Source organism: Streptomyces sp. Qhu_M48, assembly GCF_051305195.1.
GTDB lineage: Bacteria > Actinomycetota > Actinomycetes > Streptomycetales > Streptomycetaceae > Streptomyces.
Map to the genome: position 1 here is coordinate 721,481 of NZ_CP195432.1, position 23,931 is coordinate 745,411.

The window sequence follows — 23,931 nt, forward strand, 5'->3', positions numbered from 1 at the left end:
GCAAGACAGGCAGCACCACAGCCGGTACCAGCGGACGGTCCGCCACCTGTGCTCCAGCCACAGGCGGCGGACCGTTCTGCTTGCTTTGTACGGAAACCCTTCCTCCCGCTCTGTCCACAGGGCGGCGGACCGCTCCGCGTGCAGCCGTTAGTGTGGGCCTCCGTCCGAGACGCTCCCCACGCCCCCCCGCGGGCGACCCCGGCCGGAGGGCCCGTAGCTCGATGTCCTCAACTCCTGAGTTTCCGCGACACGTCGTCACCGCCGTGCTCGTCACCCACGACGGCGCCCGCTGGCTGCCGGACGCCCTCGCCGGGCTGCTCGCCCAGGAACGCCCCGTGCAGAACGTGGTCGCGGCCGACACCGGCAGCGCCGACGACTCGGCGCAGCTCCTCGCCGACGCCATCGGCGCCGACCGCGTCCTGCACCTCGCGCGCCGCACCGGCTTCGGCGCCGCCGTCGAGGAGGCGTCCCGCACCGCGCCCGAGCTCGGACCCGAGGACCTGCCCTACCTGAAGCGCCCCAGCGGCTGGGACCCCGTCAGCCGGACCTGGGACGACGACGCCTACGACCTGCCCGAACTGCCGCACGGCGAACCGGTCCAGTGGCTCTGGCTCCTCCACGACGACTGCGCCCCCGAGCCCGGCGCCCTCGCCGAACTCCTGCGCGTCGCCGACTCCGACGCGGACGCCGCCGTCATCGGCCCCAAGCTGCGCGGCTGGTACGACAGGAAGCAGCTCCTGGAGACCGGCGTCTCCATCGCCCGCAGCGGCCGCCGCTGGACCGGACTCGACCGCCGCGAGCAGGACCAGGGACAGCACGACCAGGTCCGCTCCGTCCTCTCCGTCTCCACCGCCGGCATGCTCGTCCGGCGCGACGTCTTCGAGGAGCTCGGCGGCTTCGACCGGCGCCTGCCGCTGATGCGCGACGACGTCGACCTGTGCTGGCGCGCCCACTCCGCCGGCCACCGCGTCCTCATCGCCCCCGACGCCGTCCTGCGGCACGCCGAGGCCTCCGCCCGCGAGCGCCGCACCGTCGACTGCGCGGGCCGCACCGCCGCCAACCCGCATCGCGTCGACAAGGCCGGCGCCGTCTACACCCTCCTGGCCAACACCCGCGGCGCCGCCCTCCCGTACGTCCTCGTACGGCTGGTGGTCAGCACCCTGCTCCGCACCCTCGCCTACCTCGTCGGCAAGGTCCCCGGCCAGGCCGTCGACGAGGTCATGGGCCTCCTCGCCACCCTGCTGCGCCCCGAGAAGATCCTCGCCGCCCGCAAGCGGCGCAAGAACCCCGCCGTCCCCGCGAGCGAACTCCGCCCGCTGTTCCCGCCGCCCGGCGCCACCGTCCGCGCCGCCGCCGAGCAGTTCACCGCCAACTTCGGCGGCAACGAGGCCGACTCCGGCGGCTCCCGCCACGGCGTCGTCGAATCCGGGCCCGGCGGCGACGACGCCGACTACCTGGAGATCGAGCAGTTCGCCCGGCTCAAGAAGATCGCCCGCAAGCCCGGCCCGGTCCTCTTCGGCCTCCTGCTCCTCATCTCCCTGGTCGCCTGCCGCAACCTCTTCGCCGGCGGCTCCCTCGCCGGCGGCGCCCTGCTGCCCGCGCCCGACACCGTCTCCGAACTCTGGTCGCGGTACGCCGACTCCTGGCACGCCCTCGGCACCGGCGGCACCCAGACCGCCCCGCCCTACCTGGCCGTCCTGGCCGCGCTCTCCGCGCTCTTCCTCGGCTCCACCTCCACCGCGCTGACCGTGCTGCTCGTCTGCTCGGTCCCGCTCGCCGGCTTCACCGCCTACTTCGCCGCCCGCGGCATCGTCGAGTCCCGCCTCCTGCGCGCCTGGGGCGCCATCGCGTACGCCTTCCTGCCCGCCGTCACCGGGGCGCTCGCCACCGGCCGGCTCGGCACCGCCGTCCTCGCGATCCTGCTCCCGCTGGCGGCCCGCGCCGCCGTCGCCGCGCACGGCTTCAACCGGCCCGACCGGGGCAGCTGGCGCGCCACCTGGGCGTACACCTTCCTGCTCACCTTCACGACCGCGTTCACCCCGGTCGTCTGGCCGCTCGCCGTCCTCCTCGGACTCGGTGTGCTCGTCGTCCGCCGCTCCGACATCACGGCGTACGGACTGCGCTTCGTCGCCGTCGTCGGCACCCCGCTGCTCGTCCTCGCCCCCTGGTCGCTGACGCTGCTCACCGACCCCGGCGCGTTCCTGCGCGAGGCCGGCCTCGACATCCGGACGGGCACGGCCACCGCCCTCGACCTGCTCGGCACCAGCCCGGGCGGCCCCGGCACCGCCGGCGGCCTCCTCCTGGCCGGTCTCGTCCTCGCCGCCCTGGCCGGACTGCTGCGCGAGGAGCGGCAGCTCGCCGTCGGCGCCGCCTGGGCCGCGGCCCTCGCCGGCCTCCTCCTCGCGGTCCTCTCCAACGGCGCGGGCGGCACCGGCTGGGCCGGACCCGCCACCCTCGTCTACGGCGCCGCCCTCATCGCCGCCGGAATGATCGGCGCGGAGGGCGGCCGCACCCGCGTCGCCGCCCACGGCTTCGGCTGGCGCCAGCCCGTCGCCGCCCTCATCGCCCTCGCCTGCGCCCTCGGCCCCGCCGTCGCCGCCGTCGGCTGGATGATCGGCGGCGCCGACGGCCCGCTGACCCGGCGCGACCCGGTCCAGGTCCCGGCCTTCGTCGCCGAGGAGAGCGGCACCCGCGACCAGCCCCGCACCCTCGTCCTCGGCGGCAGCTCGCCCGGCGACGTCGCCTACACCCTGGTCCGCGGCTCCGGCGCCCGCCTCGGCGACGCCGAACTGACCGCAGGCGCCGAGGACGACCCGCGTCTCGACGACGTCGTCGCCCACCTGGTCGCGGGCTCCGGCGCCGACCAGACCCAGGAGCTCAGCGGCTACGCGATCCGCTACGTCCTGGTACGGGACGGGGCCCCGCGCCAGATGCACCGCGTCCTCGACTCCACCCCCGGCCTCAGCCGCCTCAGCCAGCTCGACGGCAGCGCGCTCTGGCGCGTGGACCGCGAGATCGCCCGCGTCATGATCGTCCCGCCGGCCGCGAAGACGGCGGAGGGGACGACGGACGGGACGACGGACGGGTCGGCGCAGAAGCCGGCGGACGCCGCGGAGGGGCCGGCCCCGGTCGCCGTCGCCGCCGGCCCCGTCGAGGCCCACACCGACATCCCGGCCGGCCCCGCGGGCCGCGTCCTGCGCCTCGCCGACCGCGCCGACGAGGGCTGGACCGCCACCCTCGACGGCAAGGACCTGACCCGCACCACCGTCGACGGCTGGGCCCAGGGCTTCGAACTCCCCGCCCAGGGCGGCCGCCTCGACGTCACGTACGACCAGCCGTTCACCCACACCGTGTGGATCTGGGCCCAGGTCGGCATGGCCGTCGTCCTGCTCGTCCTCGCCCTGCCCGGGAGGCGCCGCGAGATCGACGACGACCTGCCCGAGGAGGAGCTCGCGATCCCCGCCCAGGCGACCGAGGGCGACGGCCGGCGGGCCCGCCGTCTGCGCGCCGCCGCCGAGGCGGAGTCCGAGGCCGCGGAGGCCGCCGGGACCGGACCGGAGCCCGTCGCCGTCCCGGCGCAGCAGCAGTACGAGCCCCAGGACTGGGACGGCGGCCACGACCCGGCGTACGCCGAGGCGCGGGAGCAGCCCCAGGAGCAGCCCCAGACCCAGGCGTACGCCGAGCAGGGCTACTACCAGGAGTACGCGGCCGACCCGTACCAGCAGCAGCCGTACGCGTACCCCCAGCAGGGCTACGACCAGCAGCAGCCCTACACCGAACAGGGCTACGAGCAGCAGCCGCAGCAGTACGACCCGTCGCAGCGGCAGTACGACCCGCAGCAGTACCAGCAGCCGCAGTACGACCAGCAGCAGTACGACCCGCAGCAGCAGTACGAGCAGCAGCAGTACGACCCGTACGGCTACGGCTCCCCCCACCCCCAGGGTCACGAGACCGAGCAGCGTCCCGACGGGAGCAGCAACCAGTGAAGCGCACGACCCTCTCCCTGATCGCGGTCGCGACGGCGCTCGCCGCCGTCACCGGCTTCGCGTCCCTCACCACCACGGACGGCCCCGCCGCCCCCGCCGCCAAGGCACCCACCCGCCTGCCGATCGAGCGGGCGGGCCTGGCCTGCCCGGTACCGAGCACCTCCGAGGTGGCCGAAACCCTCTACACCTCGTACACCCCGACGGGCACGGGCACGGCGACCGGCGCTCCCGGCCGGGCCGACCGGCCCACCGCCGAGCTCCGCGCCGCCGCGAACACGACGACCTCCGGCGGCGCCCCCAAGGGCGGCAAGACGCCCAAGGCCCCCAAGGTCCCGGCCACCGTCACCGCCCCCGGCAAGCCCGTCACCGCCGAGGCGAACGGCCCCGCCGCGCCCGCCCTCACCGGCACCGCGACCGGCACCCTCGCCCCCGGCTGGACCGTCCAGCAGACCACCGTCGTCCCGGCGGGCGGCGCCCGCGGTCTGCTCGGCCTCGGCTGCGGCGCCCCCGACACCGACTTCTGGTTCCCGGCGGCCTCCACCGCCAAGGAACGCCAGGACTACGTCCACCTCACCAACCCGGACGACACGACCGCCGTCGCCGACATCGAGCTGTACGGCCCCGAGGGCGCCCTCAAGTCCCAGTTCACCGAGGGCATCCCGATCCCCGCCCGCTCCACCGTCCCCGTCCTGCTCTCCACCCTCACGGGCGAGGCCGCGCAGGAGTCCGTCACCGTCCACGTCACCACCCGCAGCGGACGGATCGGCGCCGCCATCGGCTCCGCCGACGAGAAGCTCGGCACCGACTGGATCGCCCCCGCCGCCGACCCGGCGAGCAGTGCCGTCCTCCCCGGCGTCCCGGCCGACGCCACCTCCGTACGCCTGGTGGCCTTCGTCCCCGGCGACGACGACGCCGACCTCAAGATCCAGCTGGCCACCGCGACCGGCACGATCGTCCCCGCCGGTGCCGGTTCCCTGCACGTGAAGTCCGGCATGACGGCCTCCCTCGACCTGAAGGACCTCACCCGAGGCGAGGCGGGCTCCCTGGTGCTCACCCCGAGCGACCCGAAGAAGCCCGCCCCCGTCGTGGCCGCCCTCCGGGTGGTCCGCGGCACGGGGGAGAAGACCGAGGTGGCCTTCGTGCCGGCGACTCCGGCGATCTCCGCCCGCGCGACCGTCGCCGACAACCGGGCCAAGGCCACCACGCTCTCGCTGACCGCCCCCGGCGCCGCCGCCCAGGTGAAGATCACGGCCTCGGCCGGTTCCGGCGGGGGGACGCCGGTGTCGAGGACGGTCACGGTCAAGGCGGGCACGACGGCGGCCCTCACCGACCTCGTCCCCCAGGGGCTCAGGGGTTCCTACGCGCTGACCGTCGAGCCGGTCTCCGGCGGCAAGGTGTACGCGGCGCGCACGCTGACGCTGCCGCAGGACGGCACGCCGATGTTCACCGTCCAGACCTTCGTCGACGACCGGGGCACGGTCGAGGTCCCGTCGGCCCACCAGGACCTCGGGGTCCTGGACTGACGGCCTCCACACGAACGGACACGGGCGAGAGCCCCGGCACCGGCCCGTTCCGGGCAGCCCCTGCCGGGGCCCGTTCCTGACCGTACGAGGCCGCTGTCGGGCGCAGCCCTACCCGGACCGGCGCCGCCGCCGAGGCCCGGGCCCGGCCCGCTACCGGGCTCAGTCCTGCCCGTACCGAGGATCGACCGACTCGGGGGAGAGCCCGAGGAGCTCCGCGACCTGCTCCACGACCACCTCGTGGACGATGAGCGCCCGCTCGTCCCGGCTCTTCGACCGGATCTCGACCGGCCGCCGGTAGACGACCACCCGGGCCGGCTCGTTCTTCTCGGCGGGCGCCGAGCCGCCCAACGGCACCGTCTCGCCCGTCACCGGCGGCGGCACCTCCATCACCATGAACTCGATGTCCGCGAGCTGGGGCCAGCGCCGTTCGAGGCGCTCCACCGAGTCGAGGACGAGATCGCGGAAGGTGTCGGCCCGGCTCGCGGAGAGCGGCACCTGCGGCGGGGCGACCGGTCCCCGCATACCGCGGCCGTGCCGGTCGCGGCGGCGCACCCGGGGCTCCGCCGGGGGCTCCGTGGAGCGGTGCGGGGGGCTGGGCGGCACAGGACTGTCCATCACTGACGCAGCGTAACCCTCATCGGTCTCTCCGCACCGTGGCGCATCTTCGCCACCTTCCCCGGCACCCCCGCCCCACCAGCCCACCCCACGTCGAAACCTGAACATTCCGGCCAATCACCCGCTCGATTCGACAGCCCCGCACGATCGGCCATCTGGCCGTGGTTGACCGGATCCGTACCCTCGACTGTCCGGATCGACTCCCGGTCGCACCCCCTTGCGCCCTCTCTCCCGCAGGTCAGGGAGACCGCTCTCCGGGGGCGGGTGGCGGAGATCACAGCGCGACACGGTGGAGTGACCCGAGGGAGAGTCGTCGCGGCCCGCTCAAGAGTGCGGTACCGTCCAACGTCGTGAGCCCTGTACGTCGCTGTTCGCGCACCGCGTGCGGCCGCCCTGCCGTCGCGACACTGACGTACGTCTATGCCGACTCGACTGCGGTCCTCGGCCCGCTCGCCACCTACGCCGAGCCCCACTGCTACGACCTGTGCGCCGAGCACAGCGAGCGCCTCACCGCCCCCCGCGGGTGGGAGGTCGTGCGGCTCACCGACGGGTCGGCCCCGCCCCGCCCCAGCGGCGACGACCTAGAAGCCCTGGCCAACGCGGTCCGGGAGGCGGCCCGCCCCCAGGAACGCGCCGCCGGATCCGGCGGCAAGGGCCCCGGAGGCCGCGGCGGCGACCCCATGGAGGTCGGGCGCCGCGGGCACCTCAGGGTGCTCCGTTCCCCCGACAACTGAGCGCAACCGGCCACCGTCCGCGTTCCCCCTCCCCACTCCGGGTAGTTTTGGCGTTCCGTACACGCGCCGCACCGCGTGCCGAGAACTCAGGAGGGTGGATCCGTGACTGTCGATCTGTCGCAGATCGTGAAGGCGTACGACGTCCGCGGAGTCGTTCCCGACCAGTGGGACGAGGCGCTCGCCGAGCTCTTCGGCGCCGCGTTCGTACGGGTGACGGACGCGGACGCGATCGTCGTCGGCCACGACATGCGCCCCTCGTCGCCCGGCCTGTCGGCCGCCTTCGCGCGCGGCGCGGCCCGTCTCGGTGCCGACGTCACCCTGATCGGGCTCTGCTCCACCGACCAGCTGTACTTCGCGTCCGGCAGCTTCGGCCTGCCCGGCGCGATGTTCACCGCCTCGCACAACCCGGCCCAGTACAACGGCATCAAGATGTGCCGCGCCGGCGCGGCCCCCGTCGGCCAGGACACCGGCCTCGCCGAGATCCGCGAGCTGGCCGAGCGCTGGTCGGAGACGGGCGCCCCCGAGGCCGCGGCCACGCCGGGCACTATCACCGAACGGGACACCCTGGCGGACTACGCCGCGTACCTGAAGTCCCTGGTCGACCTCACGACGATCCGCCCCCTCAAGGTGGTCGTCGACGCGGGCAACGGCATGGGCGGCCACACCGTCCCCACTGTCTTCGAGGGCCTGCCGCTGGACGTCGTCCCGATGTACTTCGAGCTGGACGGCACCTTCCCGAACCACGAGGCCAACCCGCTCGACCCGGCGAACATCGTGGACCTCCAGGCCCGCGTGCTGGCCGAGGACGCCGACCTGGGGCTGGCCTTCGACGGTGACGCCGACCGCTGCTTCGTCGTCGACGAGCGCGGCGAGCCCGTCCCGCCGTCCGCGATCACGGCGCTCGTCGCCGCCCGCGAACTCGCGAAGCACCCCGGCGGGACGATCATCCACAACCTGATCACCTCCTGGTCGGTGCCCGAGGTCGTCCGTGAGAACGGCGGCGAGCCGGTCCGCACCCGCGTCGGCCACTCCTTCATCAAGGAGGAGATGGCGAAGACCGGGGCGATCTTCGGCGGCGAGCACTCGGCGCACTACTACTTCAAGGACTTCTGGAACGCGGACACCGGCATGCTGGCCGCGCTCCACGTCCTGGCGGCCCTCGGCGGCCAGGACGGCACCCTGTCCGCCCTGGTCTCGGCCTACGACCGCTACGCCTCCTCGGGCGAGATCAACTCCACGGTCGCCGACCAGGCGGCCAGCGCGGCCAAGGTCCGGGCGGCCTACGAGGTCGAGGGCGTGACCCTCGACGAGCTCGACGGCCTCACCGTGACGGCGCGGGACTGGTGGTTCAACCTCCGCGCCTCCAACACCGAGCCGCTGCTCCGCCTCAACGTCGAGGCCCGCGACGAGGCCACCATGGCCAGGATCCGCGACGAGGTCCTGGCCCTGGTCCGGGCGACGAGCTGACGCCACCCACCGCCGGGGCACGGGGCACCCCCCGTTCCCCGGCGGTAGGCTGACCTGGCCCGAAGGGCAGCACCACCATCGTTAGTTCGAAGGGACACCCCATGCCGCTCGAAGCCGGCCTCCTGGAGATCCTGGCCTGCCCCGCGTGCCACGCTCCGCTCAACGACCGCACCTCGGACGAGATCCCCGAACTCCTCTGCACGGGCACCGACTGCGGCCTCGCGTACCCCGTCCGCGACGGCATCCCGGTCCTCCTGACCGACGAGGCCCGCCGCCCGTAACCCGCACCAGCGCGCCCCTCGGGGACCCCGCTCCGACGAAGCGACCGGAGGCACCGCCCCCATGCTCGACGAGACCCTCCTCGACGCCCCGGACGACCTCGCCCTGGCCGACCGCCGCGGCCTCCTGCGCGGCGCCGCCGAAGCGGGCGCACGGGTGCGGACGGCGGCCCGGCACGCCACCGAGGCCGGTATCGCGGACCTCCGCCCCGAGGGCCGCCCCCGCGCCGTCCTCGTCGCGGGCCCCGGCACCGCGGCCGTCGGCGTCGCCGACCTGATCGGCGCCCTGGCAGGGGCCTCCGCCCCCGTCGTACGCCTCCGGCCCACCGGCGTCGCCCCCGCCGCGGGCGCGCTGCGCTGGGCCCTCCCCGGCTGGTCCGGCTCCGTGGACCTGCTCCTCCTGCCGACGACGGACGGCTCGGAACCGGGCCTCGCTCTCCTCGCCGAGCAGGCCTACCGCCGCGGCATCACGGTCGTCGCCGTCGCCCCGAAGTCCTCGCCGCTCGCCGAGGCCGTCAGCGGCTCCCACGGCCTGTTCGTCCCGATGGCCATGGCGCCGAACGAGAACCCCGACGAGTACGCCGAGTCCATCGCGGCCGGCCCCGGCGCCCTCTGGGCCCTCCTCACCCCGCTGCTCGCGCTCCTCGACCGGGTCGGGCTCCTGGAGGCGCCGCCGGAGACCCTGGAGAAGGTCGCCGACCGGCTGGACCGCACGGCCGAGCGCTGCGGCCCGGCCATCGCCACGTACAGCAACCCGGCCAAGACGCTCGCCGCCGAACTCGCCGACACGCTTCCGCTGATCTGGACCGAGGGCGCCGCCGCGGGCCCGGCCGGCCGCCGTTTCGCCGCGGTCCTCGCCGAACTCGCCGGACTGCCGGCCCTGGCCGCCGAACTCCCCGAGGCGCTGCCCGCCCACGGTGTCCTGCTCGCCGGCGACTACGCGGCGGGCGCCGACCCGGAGGACTTCTTCCGGGACCGGGTCGACGAGCCGCAGGCCCTGCGCGCCAGGGTCGTCCTGCTGCGGGACCGCCCGGCCGACGGCCTCACGGCCGCCCACGCCGCCCGCGAACTCGCCCTCGGCCACGAGACGGCCGTCAGCGAGCTGGAACCGGAGGAGGGCGGCGACCTGGAGACCCTGGCCGAACTGCTCGCGGTGACCGACTTCGCCGCCGTCTACCTCTCCCTGGCCACCCCGGCACGTACGGTCACGGGCTGACGGAGGGCCACCGCCCGGCCCACCCGCCACCGGCCGACGCCCCCCCCGCTCACCGCCCACGGCCGCGGCGGCATCCGTACCGCCCCGGCCGACGCGCCGTCCACCGGCCCGTCACCCACCCGTCACCCGCCCCCTGTCACCTGTCTCCCGACACCCCTCACCATCCGTCACCGCCCCGAGGAGCTGGCAGGCACCATGGACCGCCTCGTCACCACCGTCCGCCCCTACGCCTGGGGATCCACGACGGCCATCCCGGAACTGCTCGGCATCGCCCCGACCGGCGAGCCCCAGGCCGAGATGTGGATGGGCGCCCACCCCGGCGCCCCCTCCCGCACCGAGCGCGGCTCGCTGAACGCGCTGATCGACGCCGATCCCGTACGCGAGCTGGGCGAGCGTTCCGTCGAGAAGTTCGGACCACGCCTGCCGTTCCTGCTGAAGGTGCTCGCCGCCGGCGCCCCGCTCTCCCTCCAGGTCCACCCCGACCTGGACCAGGCACGGGCGGGACACGCCGCCGAGGAGGCCGCCGGCATCCCGGTCGACGCCCCGCACCGCACGTACAAGGACGCCAACCACAAGCCCGAGCTGATCTGCGCCCTCACCCCCTTCGACGGACTGTGCGGCTTCCGCGCCCCCGCCGAGGCCGCCGACCTCATCGCCGCGCTCGGCGTCGACACCCTCAAGCCGTACGTCGACCTCCTCCACGCCCACCCCGAAGAGGCCGCGCTCCGCGAGGTCCTGACCGCCCTCCTCACCGCCGACCCGGAGGAGATGGCGCACACCGTCACGGAGGCGGCCGCCGCCGCCGACCGCCTCGGCGGCGACCACGCCCCGTACGCGAGCCTCGCCCACCACTACCCGAGCGACCCCGGCGTCATCGCCGCCATGCTCCTCAACCGGGTCCGGCTCCAGCCCGGCGAGGCCCTCTACCTCGGCGCCGGCGTCCCGCACGCCTACCTCGACGGCCTCGGCGTCGAGATCATGGCCAACTCCGACAACGTCCTGCGCTGCGGACTCACCCCCAAGCACATCGACGTCCCCGAACTCCTGCGCGTGGTCCGCTTCGAGCCGACCGACCCGGCCGTCCTGCGCCCCGAGGCCTCCCCGACCGGGGAAGAGGTCTACGACACCCCGATCGACGAGTTCCGCCTCTCCCGCTTCGTACGGCCCGAGGGCGCCGCCCCCACCGACCTGACCAGCCCCGTCCCGCAGATCCTGCTCGCCGTCGCCGGCCGCCCGAAGGCCGGCGAGGCCACCCTCGCCGCCGGCGAGTCCGTCTTCGTACCGGCGGGGGAGCGGGCCGAACTCAGCGGTACGGGGACGGTCTTCCGCGCCACCGTCGTCGCCTGATGCAACAATGACCGGCCGAACCGCGGCGACAGAGCCGGTGCATCGACGAAGGGACCACGTACACCCATGAGCGCGTCAGGCGGAACCAAGGCGATCGTGGCGGCACTCGCCGCCAACCTCGCGATCGCCGTAGCCAAGTTCGTGGCGTTCCTCTTCAGTGGTTCGTCCTCGATGCTCGCGGAGAGCGTCCACTCCCTCGCCGACTCCGGCAACCAGGGCCTGCTGCTCCTCGGCGGCAAGAAGGCCAAGCGCGAGGCGACCCCGCAACACCCCTTCGGCTACGGCCGCGAGCGGTACATCTACGCCTTCCTCGTCTCCATCGTCCTCTTCTCCGTCGGTGGCATGTTCGCCATCTACGAGGGCTACGAGAAGATCAAGCACCCGCACCCGATCGAGGCCTGGTACTGGCCCGTCGGCGTCCTCGTCTTCGCGATCATCGCCGAGTCCTTCTCCTTCCGTACCGCCATCAAGGAGTCGAACCTCGTCCGCGGCGCCCTCTCCTGGAAGGAGTTCGTCCGCCGGGCCAAGGCCCCCGAGCTGCCCGTCGTCCTCCTGGAGGACCTCGGCGCCCTCATCGGCCTGATCCTCGCCCTCGCCGGCGTCGGCCTGGCCCTGGTGACCGGCGACGGCGTCTGGGACGGCATCGGCACCCTCTGCATCGGCATCCTGCTCATCGTCATCGCGATCGTGCTGGCTGCCGAGACCAAGTCGCTGCTCCTCGGCGAGTCCGCCGGCATCGAGGACGTCAAGAAGATCGAGGACGCGGTCGTCGACGGCGACAGCGTCACCCGCCTCATCCACATGCGCACGCTCCACCTCGGCCCGGAGGAACTCCTCGTCGCCGCCAAGATCGCCGTCCGGCACGACGACTCGGCCGCCGAGGTCGCCAACGCCATCAACGCCGCCGAGGCACGCATCCGCGCCGCCGTCCCGATCGCCCGGGTCATCTACCTGGAACCCGACGTCTACGACGAGAAGGCCGCCTCGGCCGGCGTGAACCCGGCCAAGAGCCCGGGCGGCACCGACCACTGACCACGCCCCCACGGAGCCCCCGGGACCCCACGGTCCCGGGGCCCCGTGCGTCCGCCCCCGCCTCCGGGGACGCCCCGCCGCCCGATGCGGACTGTGGCCCGCCGGGCCGTCCGGTGTAGATTCGTGACCAGCCAGACGTCGCTGCTGATGGCGGTCGGGCGGTCCTCACGGACCGGCCGAGGGAGAGAGGGCCTCCGACGACGGCACCGTGGAGAACCCCGGGCATTCCTGTGCCCAGGGAGCCTCCGTGGCGCCCGGCGCCCCAACCGACCCTCGCACTCGAACACACGAGGAGCAGCCCAGTCATGACGACTGCCGCCACCCAGGACTTCAAGGTCGCCGACCTCTCCCTCGCCGCCTTCGGCCGCAAGGAGATCACCCTCGCCGAGCACGAGATGCCCGGCCTCATGTCGATCCGCCGCGAGTACGCCGAGCAGCAGCCGCTCGCCGGCGCCCGTGTCACCGGCTCCCTGCACATGACCGTGCAGACCGCCGTCCTCATCGAGACCCTGGTCGCCCTCGGCGCCGAGGTCCGCTGGGCCTCCTGCAACATCTTCTCCACCCAGGACCACGCCGCCGCGGCCATCGCCGTCGGCCCGAACGGCACCCCGGAGAACCCGCAGGGCGTGCCGGTCTTCGCCTGGAAGGGCGAGACCCTGGAGGAGTACTGGTGGTGCACCGAGCAGGCCCTCACCTGGCCGAACACGCCCACCGGCGGCCCGAACATGATCCTCGACGACGGCGGTGACGCCACCCTCCTCGTCCACAAGGGCGTCGAGTTCGAGAAGGCGGGCTCCGCCCCGGACCCGGCCACCGCGGACAGCGAGGAGTACGGCTACATCCTCCGTCTCCTCAACCGCACCCTCGGCGAGAACCCGCAGAAGTGGACCCAGCTCGCGTCCGAGATCCGCGGCGTGACCGAGGAGACCACCACCGGCGTCCACCGCCTGTACGAGATGCACCAGGCCGGCTCCCTCCTCTTCCCGGCGATCAACGTGAACGACGCCGTGACGAAGTCGAAGTTCGACAACAAGTACGGCTGCCGCCACTCCCTCATCGACGGCATCAACCGCGCCACCGACGTCCTCATCGGCGGCAAGACCGTCGTCGTCTGCGGCTACGGCGACGTCGGCAAGGGCTGCGCCGAGTCCCTCCGCGGCCAGGGCGCCCGCGTCATCGTCACCGAGATCGACCCCATCTGCGCCCTCCAGGCGGCGATGGACGGCTACCAGGTCACGACCCTCGACGAGGTCGTCGAGACCGCCGACATCTTCATCACCACGACCGGCAACAAGGACATCATCATGGCCGGGGACATGGCCAAGATGAAGCACCAGGCCATCGTCGGCAACATCGGCCACTTCGACAACGAGATCGACATGGCCGGCCTCGCCAAGACCGCGGGCATCGTCAAGGACGAGGTCAAGCCGCAGGTCCACACCTGGACCTACCCCGACGGCAAGGTCCTCATCGTCCTGTCGGAGGGCCGCCTCCTCAACCTGGGCAACGCCACCGGCCACCCCTCCTTCGTCATGTCGAACTCCTTCGCGGACCAGACCCTGGCCCAGATCGAGCTCTTCACGAAGCCGGAGGAGTACCCGACCGACGTCTACGTCCTGCCCAAGCACCTGGACGAGAAGGTCGCCCGCCTCCACCTGGCCGCCCTGGGCGTCAAGCTGACGACCCTCCGCCCGGAGCAGGCCGCCTACATCGGCGTCGAGGTCGAAGGCCCGTTCAAGCCGGACCACTACCGCTACTGATGCCCGGACCGGCGGCGGCCGCGCGCTGACGCGACGCCGTCCCGGCCACCCGTAGAGGATTCAGGCAGGCCCCCCGCACCCCCGTGCCGGGGGGCCTGCCCCGTCCCGCCCCCGCTACCGCTTCCGGAAGCGCCCCCTCCCGAGGACCGACCCATGCCCCGCGGCCGATATTCGCTCCATGACCCGCACGACCACACCCCCCTCGGTGAAGAACACTTCCACTGCGCACCCGGCCCCTCCGGCTGGCGCTACGTCTCGCAGATCACCACCCCCTCCGGCGACCACAAGGGCTCCGTCGACCTGGCCGTCGACGAACTCGGCCGCCCCATCCGTCTCGAACTCCACGCCGCCGGCTGGCAGGTCCGCGGCGCGGCCCTCGACGGCGTCACCTGGGTCCGCACGGACCCCACCGGAACCCACGCCACCGAAGGCAATGTGCGCGCCCACGCCTTCACCGGCACGTCCCCGGCGTTCCTCGTCGCGCTCACGCGACTCCTGCGTCTCACCCCCGCTTCCCCCGAGACCCGTGTCAGGCTCGTCGCCCTCACGGACCCGGTGCTCGCCCCCCTCACGGTCGACCAGTCCTGGGCCCTGATGAAGAGTGAAGCGCACGCCACTGACAACGGCCCCCTGATGGTGGACGAGTACCAGGTCAGCGCCCTGGACACGGGCGAGAGGCACACCGTCCACATCGCCGGCGACGTGGTCCTCGCGGCCCCCGGCATCGAACTCGAAGCCCTGGAGACCCCGCCGTCGGTCTTCCCCTGACGCTCAGGCGGGCGGAGCGAACCCGGTAGCGGGAGCTCCGGACCCTTCACCCCCGGAGGGCGGACCGGCAACGAGCGGATCCCCCGCGGAGGACGGGACCGCCGAGGGAGGAACCGGTGCCGCGACCGAGGGACCGGCCGCTCCCGCCACAGTCCTCCCCGCCACCGTTCCCCCCGCCACCGGCGAGGTGACGAACGCCCGCCGCGCCTCCCGTGCCCGCCGCTCGGCCACCACCCCCGCCAGATACGCGTCGGCCGGCACCCCCGGCGGCGGAGGCGTCCCGGTCCGCGCCACCAGCTCGTCGGCCAGCCGCTCCGCGAGCCGCCGCCCCACGGCAGGATCCAGCTCACGCGCCCGGGTGAGGTACTGCCGTATCTCCAGCCACAGGGACTCGGGAACCGCCGAGAGATCGAGCCCGGTGAACCTCCCCACCAGCCACGGCGGCGGCGGAGGCACGACGAGTGCCCGCGCCGCGGGTATCCGCTCCCGCACCACCAGCGTCCCCGCGAAGACGTCCCCGAGCCGCCGCCCCCGCTCCGACACCAGCGAGGCGATACAGGCGACGACCCCGAAGGTCATCAGGATCTCCACGACCCCCATCGCCCCGCGCACCAGCGCGTGCCGGAACCGGATCGGCCCGCCGTCGTCCCGCACCACGCGCAGCCCACAGGCCATCTTCCCGAGCGACCGCCCGTGCGACAGCGTCTCCACCGCGATCGGCGCCCCCACCAGGATCAACAGGAAGGAGGCGATGGACACCGCCGTCACCGCCGCCTCGTCGAGCGACGCGGTGGCGACCGCGAGCCCGAGGGTGACCAGCAGGTACGCGGCCCAGACCACCACCAGGTCGATGAGCACCGCCAGCGCCCGGCTCGGCAGCCGCGCGGGCTGCAACCCCAGAACGACGGCATCCCCCGTCACCAGCCCACTCACGGCACCCACCCTTCTCCGACCTTCGCGACCCCTCCGAACGCCAGTCTGCCAAGCTGACCCGCAGCGCGCCGCAGTAGTACGGACCCGTCCGCAGCCGATGCCTGGAGCAGCAGCCGATCATGGACCTCGACGTCTACGTCACCGCCCACCGCGCCGAGTGGGAACGCCTCGACCAGCTCCTGCGCCGGGGCGGCAAGCTCACGGGCGCCGAGGCCGACGAACTCGTCGCGCTGTACCAGCGGACCGCCACCCATCTCTCGATCGTCCAGTCCAGCGCCCCGGACCCGATGCTCACGGCCCGCCTCACCCAGCTCGTGGCCCGCGCCCGCGCCACCGTGACCGGCACCCGACGCTCCACCTGGCGCGACGCCGCCCGCTTCCTCACCGCTGGCTTCCCCGCGGCCGTCTACCGCTCCCGCCGGTGGTGGATCCCCACCGCCGTGCTCTCCACCCTGCTCGCGGTGCTCATCGGCTGGTGGATCGGTACGCACCCTGAGGTCCAGGCCGCGATCGGCGCCCCGGCCGACCTCCGCGAGATGACCCGTCCCGGCGGCCAGTACGAGAGGTACTACTCCAGCCACCCGGCGGCCTCCTTCGCCGCTCAGGTCTGGACGAACAACGCCCAGGCCGCCGCCATGTGCCTGGTCCTGGGCGTGTTCCTGGGCATCCCGGTGCTCTGGATCCTCTTCCTGAACATGCTGAACGTCGGCGTCGCCATCGGTCTGATGTCCGCCGCGGGCCGCCTCGACGTCTTCCTGGGCCTGATCCTTCCTCACGGCCTGCTCGAACTGACCGCCGTCTTCGTCGCCGCCGGTACGGGTCTCCGCCTGGGCTGGACCGTCATCGACCCCGGCCCCACCACCCGCCGTGCCGCCCTGGCGGAACGTGGCCGGGCCGCCGTCGGCATAGCGATCGGCCTGGCCCTCGTCCTCTTCGTCTCGGGCCTGATCGAAGGGTTCGTCACCCCGTCCGGCCTGCCCACATGGACCCGCATCACCATCGGCATCGCCGCTGAGCTGGCCTTCCTCGCCTACGTCTACGTGCTGGGAGGCCGCGCCTCCCGGGCCGACGGGACGGGCGAGGCGGGCGACCTCGACGAACCCGACCGCAGTGCCGCCCTCCCCACCGCCGCCTGATGTGCGTACGACCCCGCTGACCTGCTACTGTCCTCCGGTGCCCACAAAAGCCATTGACATGGCGGCTGTGGGGAGGTAGATTCAAACGGTTGCCTAGAACTGGACAGTTCGGCAGCGATCCACTAGAGTCTCTTTCACTCCGGTCGGGAATTCGATTCCACGGAGTCACCCCGATTCTTATTCGAATCACGAAAGCCACCGATTAGGTCGGCCGAAATGATTCTGATAAAGTCGGAACCGCCGAAAGGCCCCCGGAGTGAAAACAAAAGGGACCGGAAAGCACCGAGGAAATCGGATCTGAAAGATCTGATAGAGTCGGAAACGCAAGACCGAAGGGAAGCCCGGAGGAAAGCCCGAGAGGGTGAGTACAAAGGAAGCGTCCGTTCCTTGAGAACTCAACAGCGTGCCAAAAATCAACGCCAGATTAGTTGATACCCCGTCCATCTTCGGATGGCGAGGTTCCTTTGAAAGTCCTGCCGGCCCTTGTGGTCAGTAGGCAACATACACAGCGAGGACGCTGTGGACAGTCGGCCTTATTCCGGTCTGACTGTCCCGCTCAACGCGAGTGTCACCCGATTACGGGTAAACATTCACGGAGAGTTTGATCCTGGCTCAGGACGAACGCTGGCGGCGTGCTTAACACATGCAAGTCGAACGATGAAGCCCTTCGGGGTGGATTAGTGGCGAACGGGTGAGTAACACGTGGGCAATCTGCCCTTCACTCTGGGACAAGCCCTGGAAACGGGGTCTAATACCGGATAACACCGGCTTCCGCATGGGAGCTGGTTAAAAGCTCCGGCGGTGAAGGATGAGCCCGCGGCCTATCAGCTTGTTGGTGGGGTAATGGCCTACCAAGGCGACGACGGGTAGCCGGCCTGAGAGGGCGACCGGCCACACTGGGACTGAGACACGGCCCAGACTCCTACGGGAGGCAGCAGTGGGGAATATTGCACAATGGGCGAAAGCCTGATGCAGCGACGCCGCGTGAGGGATGACGGCCTTCGGGTTGTAAACCTCTTTCAGCAGGGAAGAAGCGAAAGTGACGGTACCTGCAGAAGAAGCGCCGGCTAACTACGTGCCAGCAGCCGCGGTAATACGTAGGGCGCAAGCGTTGTCCGGAATTATTGGGCGTAAAGAGCTCGTAGGCGGCTTGTCACGTCGGGTGTGAAAGCCCGGGGCTTAACCCCGGGTCTGCATCCGATACGGGCAGGCTAGAGTGTGGTAGGGGAGATCGGAATTCCTGGTGTAGCGGTGAAATGCGCAGATATCAGGAGGAACACCGGTGGCGAAGGCGGATCTCTGGGCCATTACTGACGCTGAGGAGCGAAAGCGTGGGGAGCGAACAGGATTAGATACCCTGGTAGTCCACGCCGTAAACGTTGGGAACTAGGTGTTGGCGACATTCCACGTCGTCGGTGCCGCAGCTAACGCATTAAGTTCCCCGCCTGGGGAGTACGGCCGCAAGGCTAAAACTCAAAGGAATTGACGGGGGCCCGCACAAGCAGCGGAGCATGTGGCTTAATTCGACGCAACGCGAAGAACCTTACCAAGGCTTGACATATACCGGAAAGCATTAGAGATAGTGCCCCCCTTGTGGTCGGTATACAGGTGGTGCATGGCTGTCGTCAGCTCGTGTCGTGAGATGTTGGGTTAAGTCCCGCAACGAGCGCAACCCTTGTCCTGTGTTGCCAGCATGCCCTTCGGGGTGATGGGGACTCACAGGAGACCGCCGGGGTCAACTCGGAGGAAGGTGGGGACGACGTCAAGTCATCATGCCCCTTATGTCTTGGGCTGCACACGTGCTACAATGGCCGGTACAAAGAGCTGCGATGCCGTGAGGCGGAGCGAATCTCAAAAAGCCGGTCTCAGTTCGGATTGGGGTCTGCAACTCGACCCCATGAAGTCGGAGTTGCTAGTAATCGCAGATCAGCATTGCTGCGGTGAATACGTTCCCGGGCCTTGTACACACCGCCCGTCACGTCACGAAAGTCGGTAACACCCGAAGCCGGTGGCCCAACCCCTTGTGGGAGGGAGCTGTCGAAGGTGGGACTGGCGATTGGGACGAAGTCGTAACAAGGTAGCCGTACCGGAAGGTGCGGCTGGATCACCTCCTTTCTAAGGAGCACAGTACCGATTGCAGGCAAATGTTCTGCACGGTCAGCTCATGGGTGGAACGTTGATTAGTTGGCACAGTCAGTCTCTTCGGAGGCCGTGAGTACTGCTTCGGCGTGGAAAACGGTTTCGAGGATACGGGCTGTGCTTGGCACGTTGTTGGGTGTCTGAGGGTACGGCCGTAAGGTTTGTATCTTCGCGATGCCGGCCCCAGTGAACTCACCTGTTATGCGGGTGGGGTGATGGGTGGCTGGTCGTTGCTTGAGAACTACACAGTGGACGCGAGCATCTGTGGCCAAGTTTTTAAGGGCGCACGGTGGATGCCTTGGCACCAGGAACCGATGAAGGACGTGGGAGGCCACGATAGTCCCCGGGGAGCCGTCAACCAGGCTTTGATCCGGGGGTTTCCGAATGGGGAAACCCGGCAGTCGTCATGGGCTGTCACCCATGCCTGAACACATAGGGCATGTGGAGGGAACGAGGGGAAGTGAAACATCTCAGTACCCTCAGGAAGAGAAAACAACCGTGATTCCGGGAGTAGTGGCGAGCGAAACCGGATGAGGCCAAACCGTATGCGTGTGATACCCGGCAGGGGTTGCGCATGCGGGGTTGTGGGATCTCTCTTTCACAGTCTGCCGGCTGTGAGACGAGTCAGAAACCGTTGATGTAGGCGAAGGACATGCGAAAGGTCCGGCGTAGAGGGTAAGACCCCCGTAGCTGAAACATTAACGGCTCGTTTGAGAGACACCCAAGTAGCACGGGGCCCGAGAAATCCCGTGTGAATCTGGCGGGACCACCCGCTAAGCCTAAATATTCCCTGGTGACCGATAGCGGATAGTACCGTGAGGGAATGGTGAAAAGTACCGCGGGAGCGGAGTGAAATAGTACCTGAAACCGTGTGCCTACAAGCCGTGGGAGCGTCGCTCATTGAGTTTACTCAGTGGGTCGTGACTGCGTGCCTTTTGAAGAATGAGCCTGCGAGTTTGCGGTGCGTTGCGAGGTTAACCCGTGTGGGGAAGCCGTAGCGAAAGCGAGTCCGAATAGGGCGATTCAGTAGCGCGCTCAAGACCCGAAGCGGAGTGATCTAGCCATGGGCAGGTTGAAGCGGAGGTAAGACTTCGTGGAGGACCGAACCCACCAGGGTTGAAAACCTGGGGGATGACCTGTGGTTAGGGGTGAAAGGCCAATCAAACTCCGTGATAGCTGGTTCTCCCCGAAATGCATTTAGGTGCAGCGTCGTGTGTTTCTTGCCGGAGGTAGAGCACTGGATAGGCGATGGGCCCTACCGGGTTACTGACCTTAGCCAAACTCCGAATGCCGGTAAGTGAGAGCACGGCAGTGAGACTGTGGGGGATAAGCTCCATGGTCGAGAGGGAAACAGCCCAGAGCATCGACTAAGGCCCCTAAGCGTACGCTAAGTGGGAAAGGATGTGGAGTCGCAGAGACAACCAGGAGGTTGGCTTAGAAGCAGCCACCCTTGAAAGAGTGCGTAATAGCTCACTGGTCAAGTGATTCCGCGCCGACAATGTAGCGGGGCTCAAGCGTACCGCCGAAGTCGTGTCATTGCAGCATGAGGGCCAACGCCCGCTGTGATGGGTAGGGGAGCGTCGTGTGCCGGGTGAAGCAGCCGCGGAAGCGAGTTGTGGACGGTTCACGAGTGAGAATGCAGGCATGAGTAGCGATACACACGTGAGAAACGTGTGCGCCGATTGACTAAGGGTTCCTGGGTCAAGCTGATCTGCCCAGGGTAAGTCGGGACCTAAGGCGAGGCCGACAGGCGTAGTCGATGGACAACCGGTTGATATTCCGGTACCCGCTTTGAAACGCCCAGTATCGAGCCCATTAATGCTAAGGCCGTGAAGCCGTTCCGGACCCTTCGGGGAAAGGAAAGTGGTGGAGCCGCTGACCCAAGGTGGTAGTAGGTAAGCGATGGGGTGACGCAGGAAGGTAGTCCAGCCCGGGCGGTGGTAGTCCCGGGGTAAGGGTGTAGGGCGTTGTCCAGGTAAATCCGGACAGCACATAGCCTGAGACCTGATGCCGAGCCGATTGTGGTGAAGTGGATGATCCTATGCTGTCGAGAAAAGCCTCTAGCGAGTTTCATGGCGGCCCGTACCCTAAACCGACTCAGGTGGTCAGGTAGAGAATACCGAGGCGTTCGGGTGAACTATGGTTAAGGAACTCGGCAAAATGCCCCCGTAACTTCGGGAGAAGGGGGGCCACGTCTGGTGATGAGTCTTGCACTCTGAGCTGGGGGTGGCCGCAGAGACCAGCGAGAAGCGACTGTTTACTAAAAACACAGGTCCGTGCGAAGCCGTAAGGCGATGTATACGGACTGACGCCTGCCCGGTGCTGGAACGTTAAGGGGACCGGTTAGTGACCTTTCGGGGTTGCGAAGCTGAGAACTTAAGCGCCAGTAAACGGCGGTGGTAACTATAACCATCCTAAGGTAGCGAAATTCCTTGTCGGGTAAGTTCCGACCTGCACGAATGGCGTAACGACTTCTCGACTGTCTCAACCATAGGCCCGGTGAAATTGCACTACGAGTAAAGATGCTCGTTTCGCGCAGCAGGACGGAAAGACCCCGGGACCTTTACTACAGTTTGATATTGGTGTTCGGTTCGGCTTGTGTAGGATAGGTGGGAGACTTTGAAGCCGTGACGCCAGTCATGGTGGAGTCGCCGTTGAAATACCACTCTGGTCGTGCTGGATGTCTAACCTCGGTCCGTGATCCGGATCAGGGACAGTGTCTGATGGGTAGTTTAACTGGGGCGGTTGCCTCCCAAAGGGTAACGGAGGCGCCCAAAGGTTCCCTCAGCCTGGTTGGCAATCAGGTGTTGAGTGTAAGTGCACAAGGGAGCTTGACTGTGAGACCGACGGGTCGAGCAGGGACGAAAGTCGGGACTAGTGATCCGGCGGTGGCTTGTGGAAGCGCCGTCGCTCAACGGATAAAAGGTACCCCGGGGATAACAGGCTGATCTTCCCCAAGAGTCCATATCGACGGGATGGTTTGGCACCTCGATGTCGGCTCGTCGCATCCTGGGGCTGGAGTCGGTCCCAAGGGTTGGGCTGTTCGCCCATTAAAGCGGTACGCGAGCTGGGTTTAGAACGTCGTGAGACAGTTCGGTCCCTATCCGCTGCGCGCGTAGGAATATTGAGAAGGGCTGTCCCTAGTACGAGAGGACCGGGACGGACGAACCTCTGGTGTGCCAGTTGTCCTGCCAAGGGCATGGCTGGTTGGCTACGTTCGGGAGGGATAACCGCTGAAAGCATCTAAGCGGGAAGCCTGCTTCGAGATGAGTATTCCCACCTCCTTGAGAGGGTAAGGCTCCCAGTAGACGACTGGGTTGATAGGCCGGATGTGGAAGCCCAGTAATGGGTGGAGCTGACCGGTACTAATAGGCCGAGGGCTTGTCCTCAGTTGCTCGCGTCCACTGTGTTAGTTCTGAAGTAACGAACTGTGCCGATTTCCGGTTGGTTAACTTCATAGAGTTTCGGTGGTCATAGCGTTAGGGAAACGCCCGGTTACATTCCGAACCCGGAAGCTAAGCCTTTCAGCGCCGATGGTACTGCAGGGGGGACCCTGTGGGAGAGTAGGACGCCGCCGAACAATCATTGTGGGAAAGCCCCGCACCTTATGGTGCGGGGCTTTTCTGCGTTTACGGGCCGGAAGCCCTCCCGGAGAGGGGCCGTTTCGTTGCTCATGGTCAGAGGCGGCCGGCTGCTTTCAGGGCGAGGTAGGCGTCGGCGAGGGCGGGGGCCAGGGTGTCGGGGGCCGCGTCGACGACGGTGACGCCGTGGCGCTTGAGCTGTTCCACGGTGCGGGAGCGTTGGGATCGGGTCTGAGCGGCCGCCGCTGCCTCGTAGACGCCCTCGATCGTGCCGCGGGTCTCTGCCATACGGGCGATGTGGGGGTCGGAGACGGAGGCCAGCAGGACCGTGTGGCGCTGGGCGAGCTGGGGCAGGACCGGGAGAAGGCCCTCTTCGATCGGGGCCGCGTCCAGGCTGGTCAGGAGGACGATCAGGGAGCGACGCGGCGCGCGGGCGAGAGCCGTCGCGGCCAGGCCGCGGGCGTCGGTCTCCACGAGCTCTGGTTCGAGCGGGGCGAGGGCGTTGACCACGGCGGGGAGGACGTCGCCGGCGGAGCGGCCCTGGACCTGGGCGCAGAGACGGCGGTCGTAGGCCAGGAGGTCCACGCGGTCACCCGCGCGGGAGGCGAGCGCGGTGAGCAGGAGAGCCGCGTCCATGGAGGCGTCCAGGCGGGGGACGTCACCGACGCGGCCGGCCGACGTGCGGCCGGTGTCGAGGACGACGAGGATGTGGCGGTCGCGTTCCGGGCGCCAGGTGCGGACGGCGACCGTCGTCTGGCGGGCGGTGGCACGCCAGTCGATCGAGCGGGTGTCGTCGCCGGGGACGTACTCGCGGAGGCTGTCGAACTCCGTGCCCTCACCGCGCGTCAGGACGCTGGTGCGGCCGTCGAGTTCGCGGAGCCGGGCCAGACGGGACGGCAGGTGCTTGCGGCTGGTGAAGGGCGGGAGGACGCGTACGGTCCAGGGGACCTCGTGGTTGCCCTGGCGGGCGGCGAGGCCGAGAGGACCGTAGGAGCGGACCGTGATTCGCTCGGCGTGGCGGTCGCCGCGACGGGTCGGGCGGAGCCTCGTGGTGAGGCGGCGACGCTCGCCGGCCGGAACCGTCAGGCGGTGGCGTGAGGCGCCCTGTTCGGTGCCCGGGAGCCAGCTGCTGGGCGGCCACGCGTCGCGGAGCCGGGCGCGGAGGCGGCGGCGGGAGACGTTGGTGACGGTGAGGTGGATGTCCGCCGCGTCACCGAGTCGAACGGATGTATCACCACTTCGGGTGAATTGGAGCGTTCGTACTGGCGCGGCCAGGGCGTAGTCGCACAGAATTGCGAGGGAGAGGGGCGCGTTCACCGCGAGCATCCCCGCCCAGCTGGGGGCGAGGATGCCGACGGGGAGCGATCCGAGGGCGGCGAGCAGCGCGGTTCGTCCGGTGAGGGCCATGGGGCGCCG

Annotated in this window: 14 protein-coding genes and 3 rRNA genes; 14 read left to right on the plus strand and 3 right to left on the minus strand. The window is 69.7% G+C overall.

Annotated elements, in window-relative coordinates; all coding sequences use genetic code 11:
* Positions 1-221 precede the first annotated feature (221 nt).
* Together ACRRSS_RS03600 and ACRRSS_RS03605 are read left to right on the plus strand one after the other, a co-directional pair.
* Positions 222-3,986 (plus strand): glycosyltransferase family 2 protein, encoded by a 3,765-nt coding sequence (locus tag ACRRSS_RS03600; RefSeq protein WP_435969766.1) that lies wholly within the window; start codon positions 222-224, stop codon positions 3,984-3,986.
* Positions 3,983-5,509, plus strand: coding sequence for a DUF5719 family protein (locus tag ACRRSS_RS03605; protein ID WP_435969767.1), 1,527 nt, complete (start codon positions 3,983-3,985; stop codon positions 5,507-5,509). Before ACRRSS_RS03600 ends, ACRRSS_RS03605 begins: the two co-directional genes overlap by 4 nt.
* Before the next feature lie 159 nt (positions 5,510-5,668).
* Here ACRRSS_RS03605 and ACRRSS_RS03610 read toward each other — a convergent pair whose 3' ends face one another.
* Positions 5,669-6,124 carry a metallopeptidase family protein gene (locus ACRRSS_RS03610; protein WP_435969768.1) on the minus strand — a complete coding sequence of 152 codons (456 nt, stop codon included), beginning with the start codon at positions 6,122-6,124 and terminating at the stop codon, positions 5,669-5,671.
* A gap of 350 nt (positions 6,125-6,474) precedes the next feature.
* On the opposite strand from ACRRSS_RS03610, the gene ACRRSS_RS03615 reads away from it, so the two are divergent.
* The 8 genes from ACRRSS_RS03615 (at position 6,475) to ACRRSS_RS03650 (ending at position 14,726) form a co-directional block, all read left to right on the plus strand.
* Positions 6,475-6,858, plus strand: a complete 384-nt coding sequence (locus ACRRSS_RS03615) for a DUF3499 domain-containing protein (protein WP_435969769.1) — start codon at positions 6,475-6,477, stop codon at positions 6,856-6,858.
* A 102-nt stretch (positions 6,859-6,960) separates the two neighbouring features.
* The gene (locus tag ACRRSS_RS03620; protein WP_435969770.1) at positions 6,961-8,325 is read left to right on the plus strand and encodes a phosphomannomutase/phosphoglucomutase; all 1,365 of its coding nucleotides are present in this window, start codon (positions 6,961-6,963) and stop codon (positions 8,323-8,325) included.
* Positions 8,326-8,426: 101 nt separating this feature from the next.
* A complete protein-coding gene (locus ACRRSS_RS03625) occupies positions 8,427-8,606 on the plus strand; it encodes a Trm112 family protein (protein WP_435969771.1) in 180 nt (59 codons plus the stop codon).
* Between the two features lie 61 nt (positions 8,607-8,667).
* Complete coding sequence (locus tag ACRRSS_RS03630; RefSeq protein ID WP_435969772.1) at positions 8,668-9,819, plus strand: SIS domain-containing protein; 1,152 nt, start codon at positions 8,668-8,670, stop codon at positions 9,817-9,819.
* Positions 9,820-10,014: 195 nt separating this feature from the next.
* A complete protein-coding gene (manA, locus tag ACRRSS_RS03635) occupies positions 10,015-11,166 on the plus strand; it encodes a mannose-6-phosphate isomerase, class I (protein ID WP_435969773.1) in 1,152 nt (383 codons plus the stop codon).
* Between the two features lie 66 nt (positions 11,167-11,232).
* Positions 11,233-12,198 (plus strand): cation diffusion facilitator family transporter, encoded by a 966-nt coding sequence (locus ACRRSS_RS03640; RefSeq protein ID WP_435969774.1) that lies wholly within the window; start codon positions 11,233-11,235, stop codon positions 12,196-12,198.
* A 305-nt stretch (positions 12,199-12,503) separates the two neighbouring features.
* Positions 12,504-13,958: an adenosylhomocysteinase gene (gene ahcY, locus ACRRSS_RS03645; protein WP_351909656.1), complete on the plus strand. Its 1,455-nt coding sequence runs from the start codon at positions 12,504-12,506 to the stop codon at positions 13,956-13,958.
* 153 nt (positions 13,959-14,111) lie between these two features.
* Complete coding sequence (locus tag ACRRSS_RS03650) at positions 14,112-14,726, plus strand: hypothetical protein (protein ID WP_435969775.1); 615 nt, start codon at positions 14,112-14,114, stop codon at positions 14,724-14,726.
* A 3-nt stretch (positions 14,727-14,729) separates the two neighbouring features.
* On the opposite strand, the gene ACRRSS_RS03655 is transcribed toward ACRRSS_RS03650, so the two are convergent.
* Complete coding sequence (locus ACRRSS_RS03655; RefSeq protein WP_435969776.1) at positions 14,730-15,659, minus strand: RDD family protein; 930 nt, start codon at positions 15,657-15,659, stop codon at positions 14,730-14,732.
* A 119-nt stretch (positions 15,660-15,778) separates the two neighbouring features.
* On the opposite strand from ACRRSS_RS03655, the gene ACRRSS_RS03660 reads away from it, so the two are divergent.
* From ACRRSS_RS03660 to rrf, 4 genes are all read left to right on the plus strand, one after another.
* Entirely contained in the window at positions 15,779-16,795 is a 1,017-nt protein-coding gene (locus ACRRSS_RS03660; RefSeq protein ID WP_435969777.1) for a stage II sporulation protein M, read from the plus strand.
* Between the two features lie 589 nt (positions 16,796-17,384).
* Positions 17,385-18,910 (plus strand): 16S ribosomal RNA (locus ACRRSS_RS03665).
* Positions 18,911-19,200: 290 nt separating this feature from the next.
* Positions 19,201-22,323, plus strand: a 23S ribosomal RNA gene (locus ACRRSS_RS03670).
* Between the two features lie 74 nt (positions 22,324-22,397).
* Positions 22,398-22,514 (plus strand): 5S ribosomal RNA (rrf, locus tag ACRRSS_RS03675).
* The 16S, 23S and 5S rRNA genes sit together here, the layout of an rRNA operon.
* 97 nt (positions 22,515-22,611) lie before the next feature.
* On the opposite strand, the gene ACRRSS_RS03680 is transcribed toward rrf, so the two are convergent.
* A complete protein-coding gene (locus ACRRSS_RS03680; RefSeq protein ID WP_435969778.1) occupies positions 22,612-23,922 on the minus strand; it encodes a DUF58 domain-containing protein in 1,311 nt (436 codons plus the stop codon).
* Positions 23,923-23,931: the final 9 nt, after the last annotated feature.

Excerpts from the sequence above, each read along its gene's own strand:
- ACRRSS_RS03600 (WP_435969766.1), top strand. The coding sequence starts at position 222 with ATGTCCTCAACTCCTGAGTTTCCGCGACACGTCGTCACCGCCGTGCTC.
- ACRRSS_RS03610 (WP_435969768.1), bottom strand. The coding sequence starts at position 6,124 with ATGGACAGTCCTGTGCCGCCCAGCCCCCCGCACCGCTCCACGGAGCCC.
- ACRRSS_RS03625 (WP_435969771.1), top strand. The coding sequence starts at position 8,427 with ATGCCGCTCGAAGCCGGCCTCCTGGAGATCCTGGCCTGCCCCGCGTGC.
- ACRRSS_RS03630 (WP_435969772.1), top strand. The coding sequence starts at position 8,668 with ATGCTCGACGAGACCCTCCTCGACGCCCCGGACGACCTCGCCCTGGCC.
- manA (WP_435969773.1), top strand. The coding sequence starts at position 10,015 with ATGGACCGCCTCGTCACCACCGTCCGCCCCTACGCCTGGGGATCCACG.
- ACRRSS_RS03640 (WP_435969774.1), top strand. The coding sequence starts at position 11,233 with ATGAGCGCGTCAGGCGGAACCAAGGCGATCGTGGCGGCACTCGCCGCC.
- ahcY (WP_351909656.1), top strand. The coding sequence starts at position 12,504 with ATGACGACTGCCGCCACCCAGGACTTCAAGGTCGCCGACCTCTCCCTC.
- ACRRSS_RS03650 (WP_435969775.1), top strand. The coding sequence starts at position 14,112 with ATGCCCCGCGGCCGATATTCGCTCCATGACCCGCACGACCACACCCCC.
- ACRRSS_RS03660 (WP_435969777.1), top strand. The coding sequence starts at position 15,779 with ATGGACCTCGACGTCTACGTCACCGCCCACCGCGCCGAGTGGGAACGC.
- ACRRSS_RS03680 (WP_435969778.1), bottom strand. The coding sequence starts at position 23,922 with ATGGCCCTCACCGGACGAACCGCGCTGCTCGCCGCCCTCGGATCGCTC.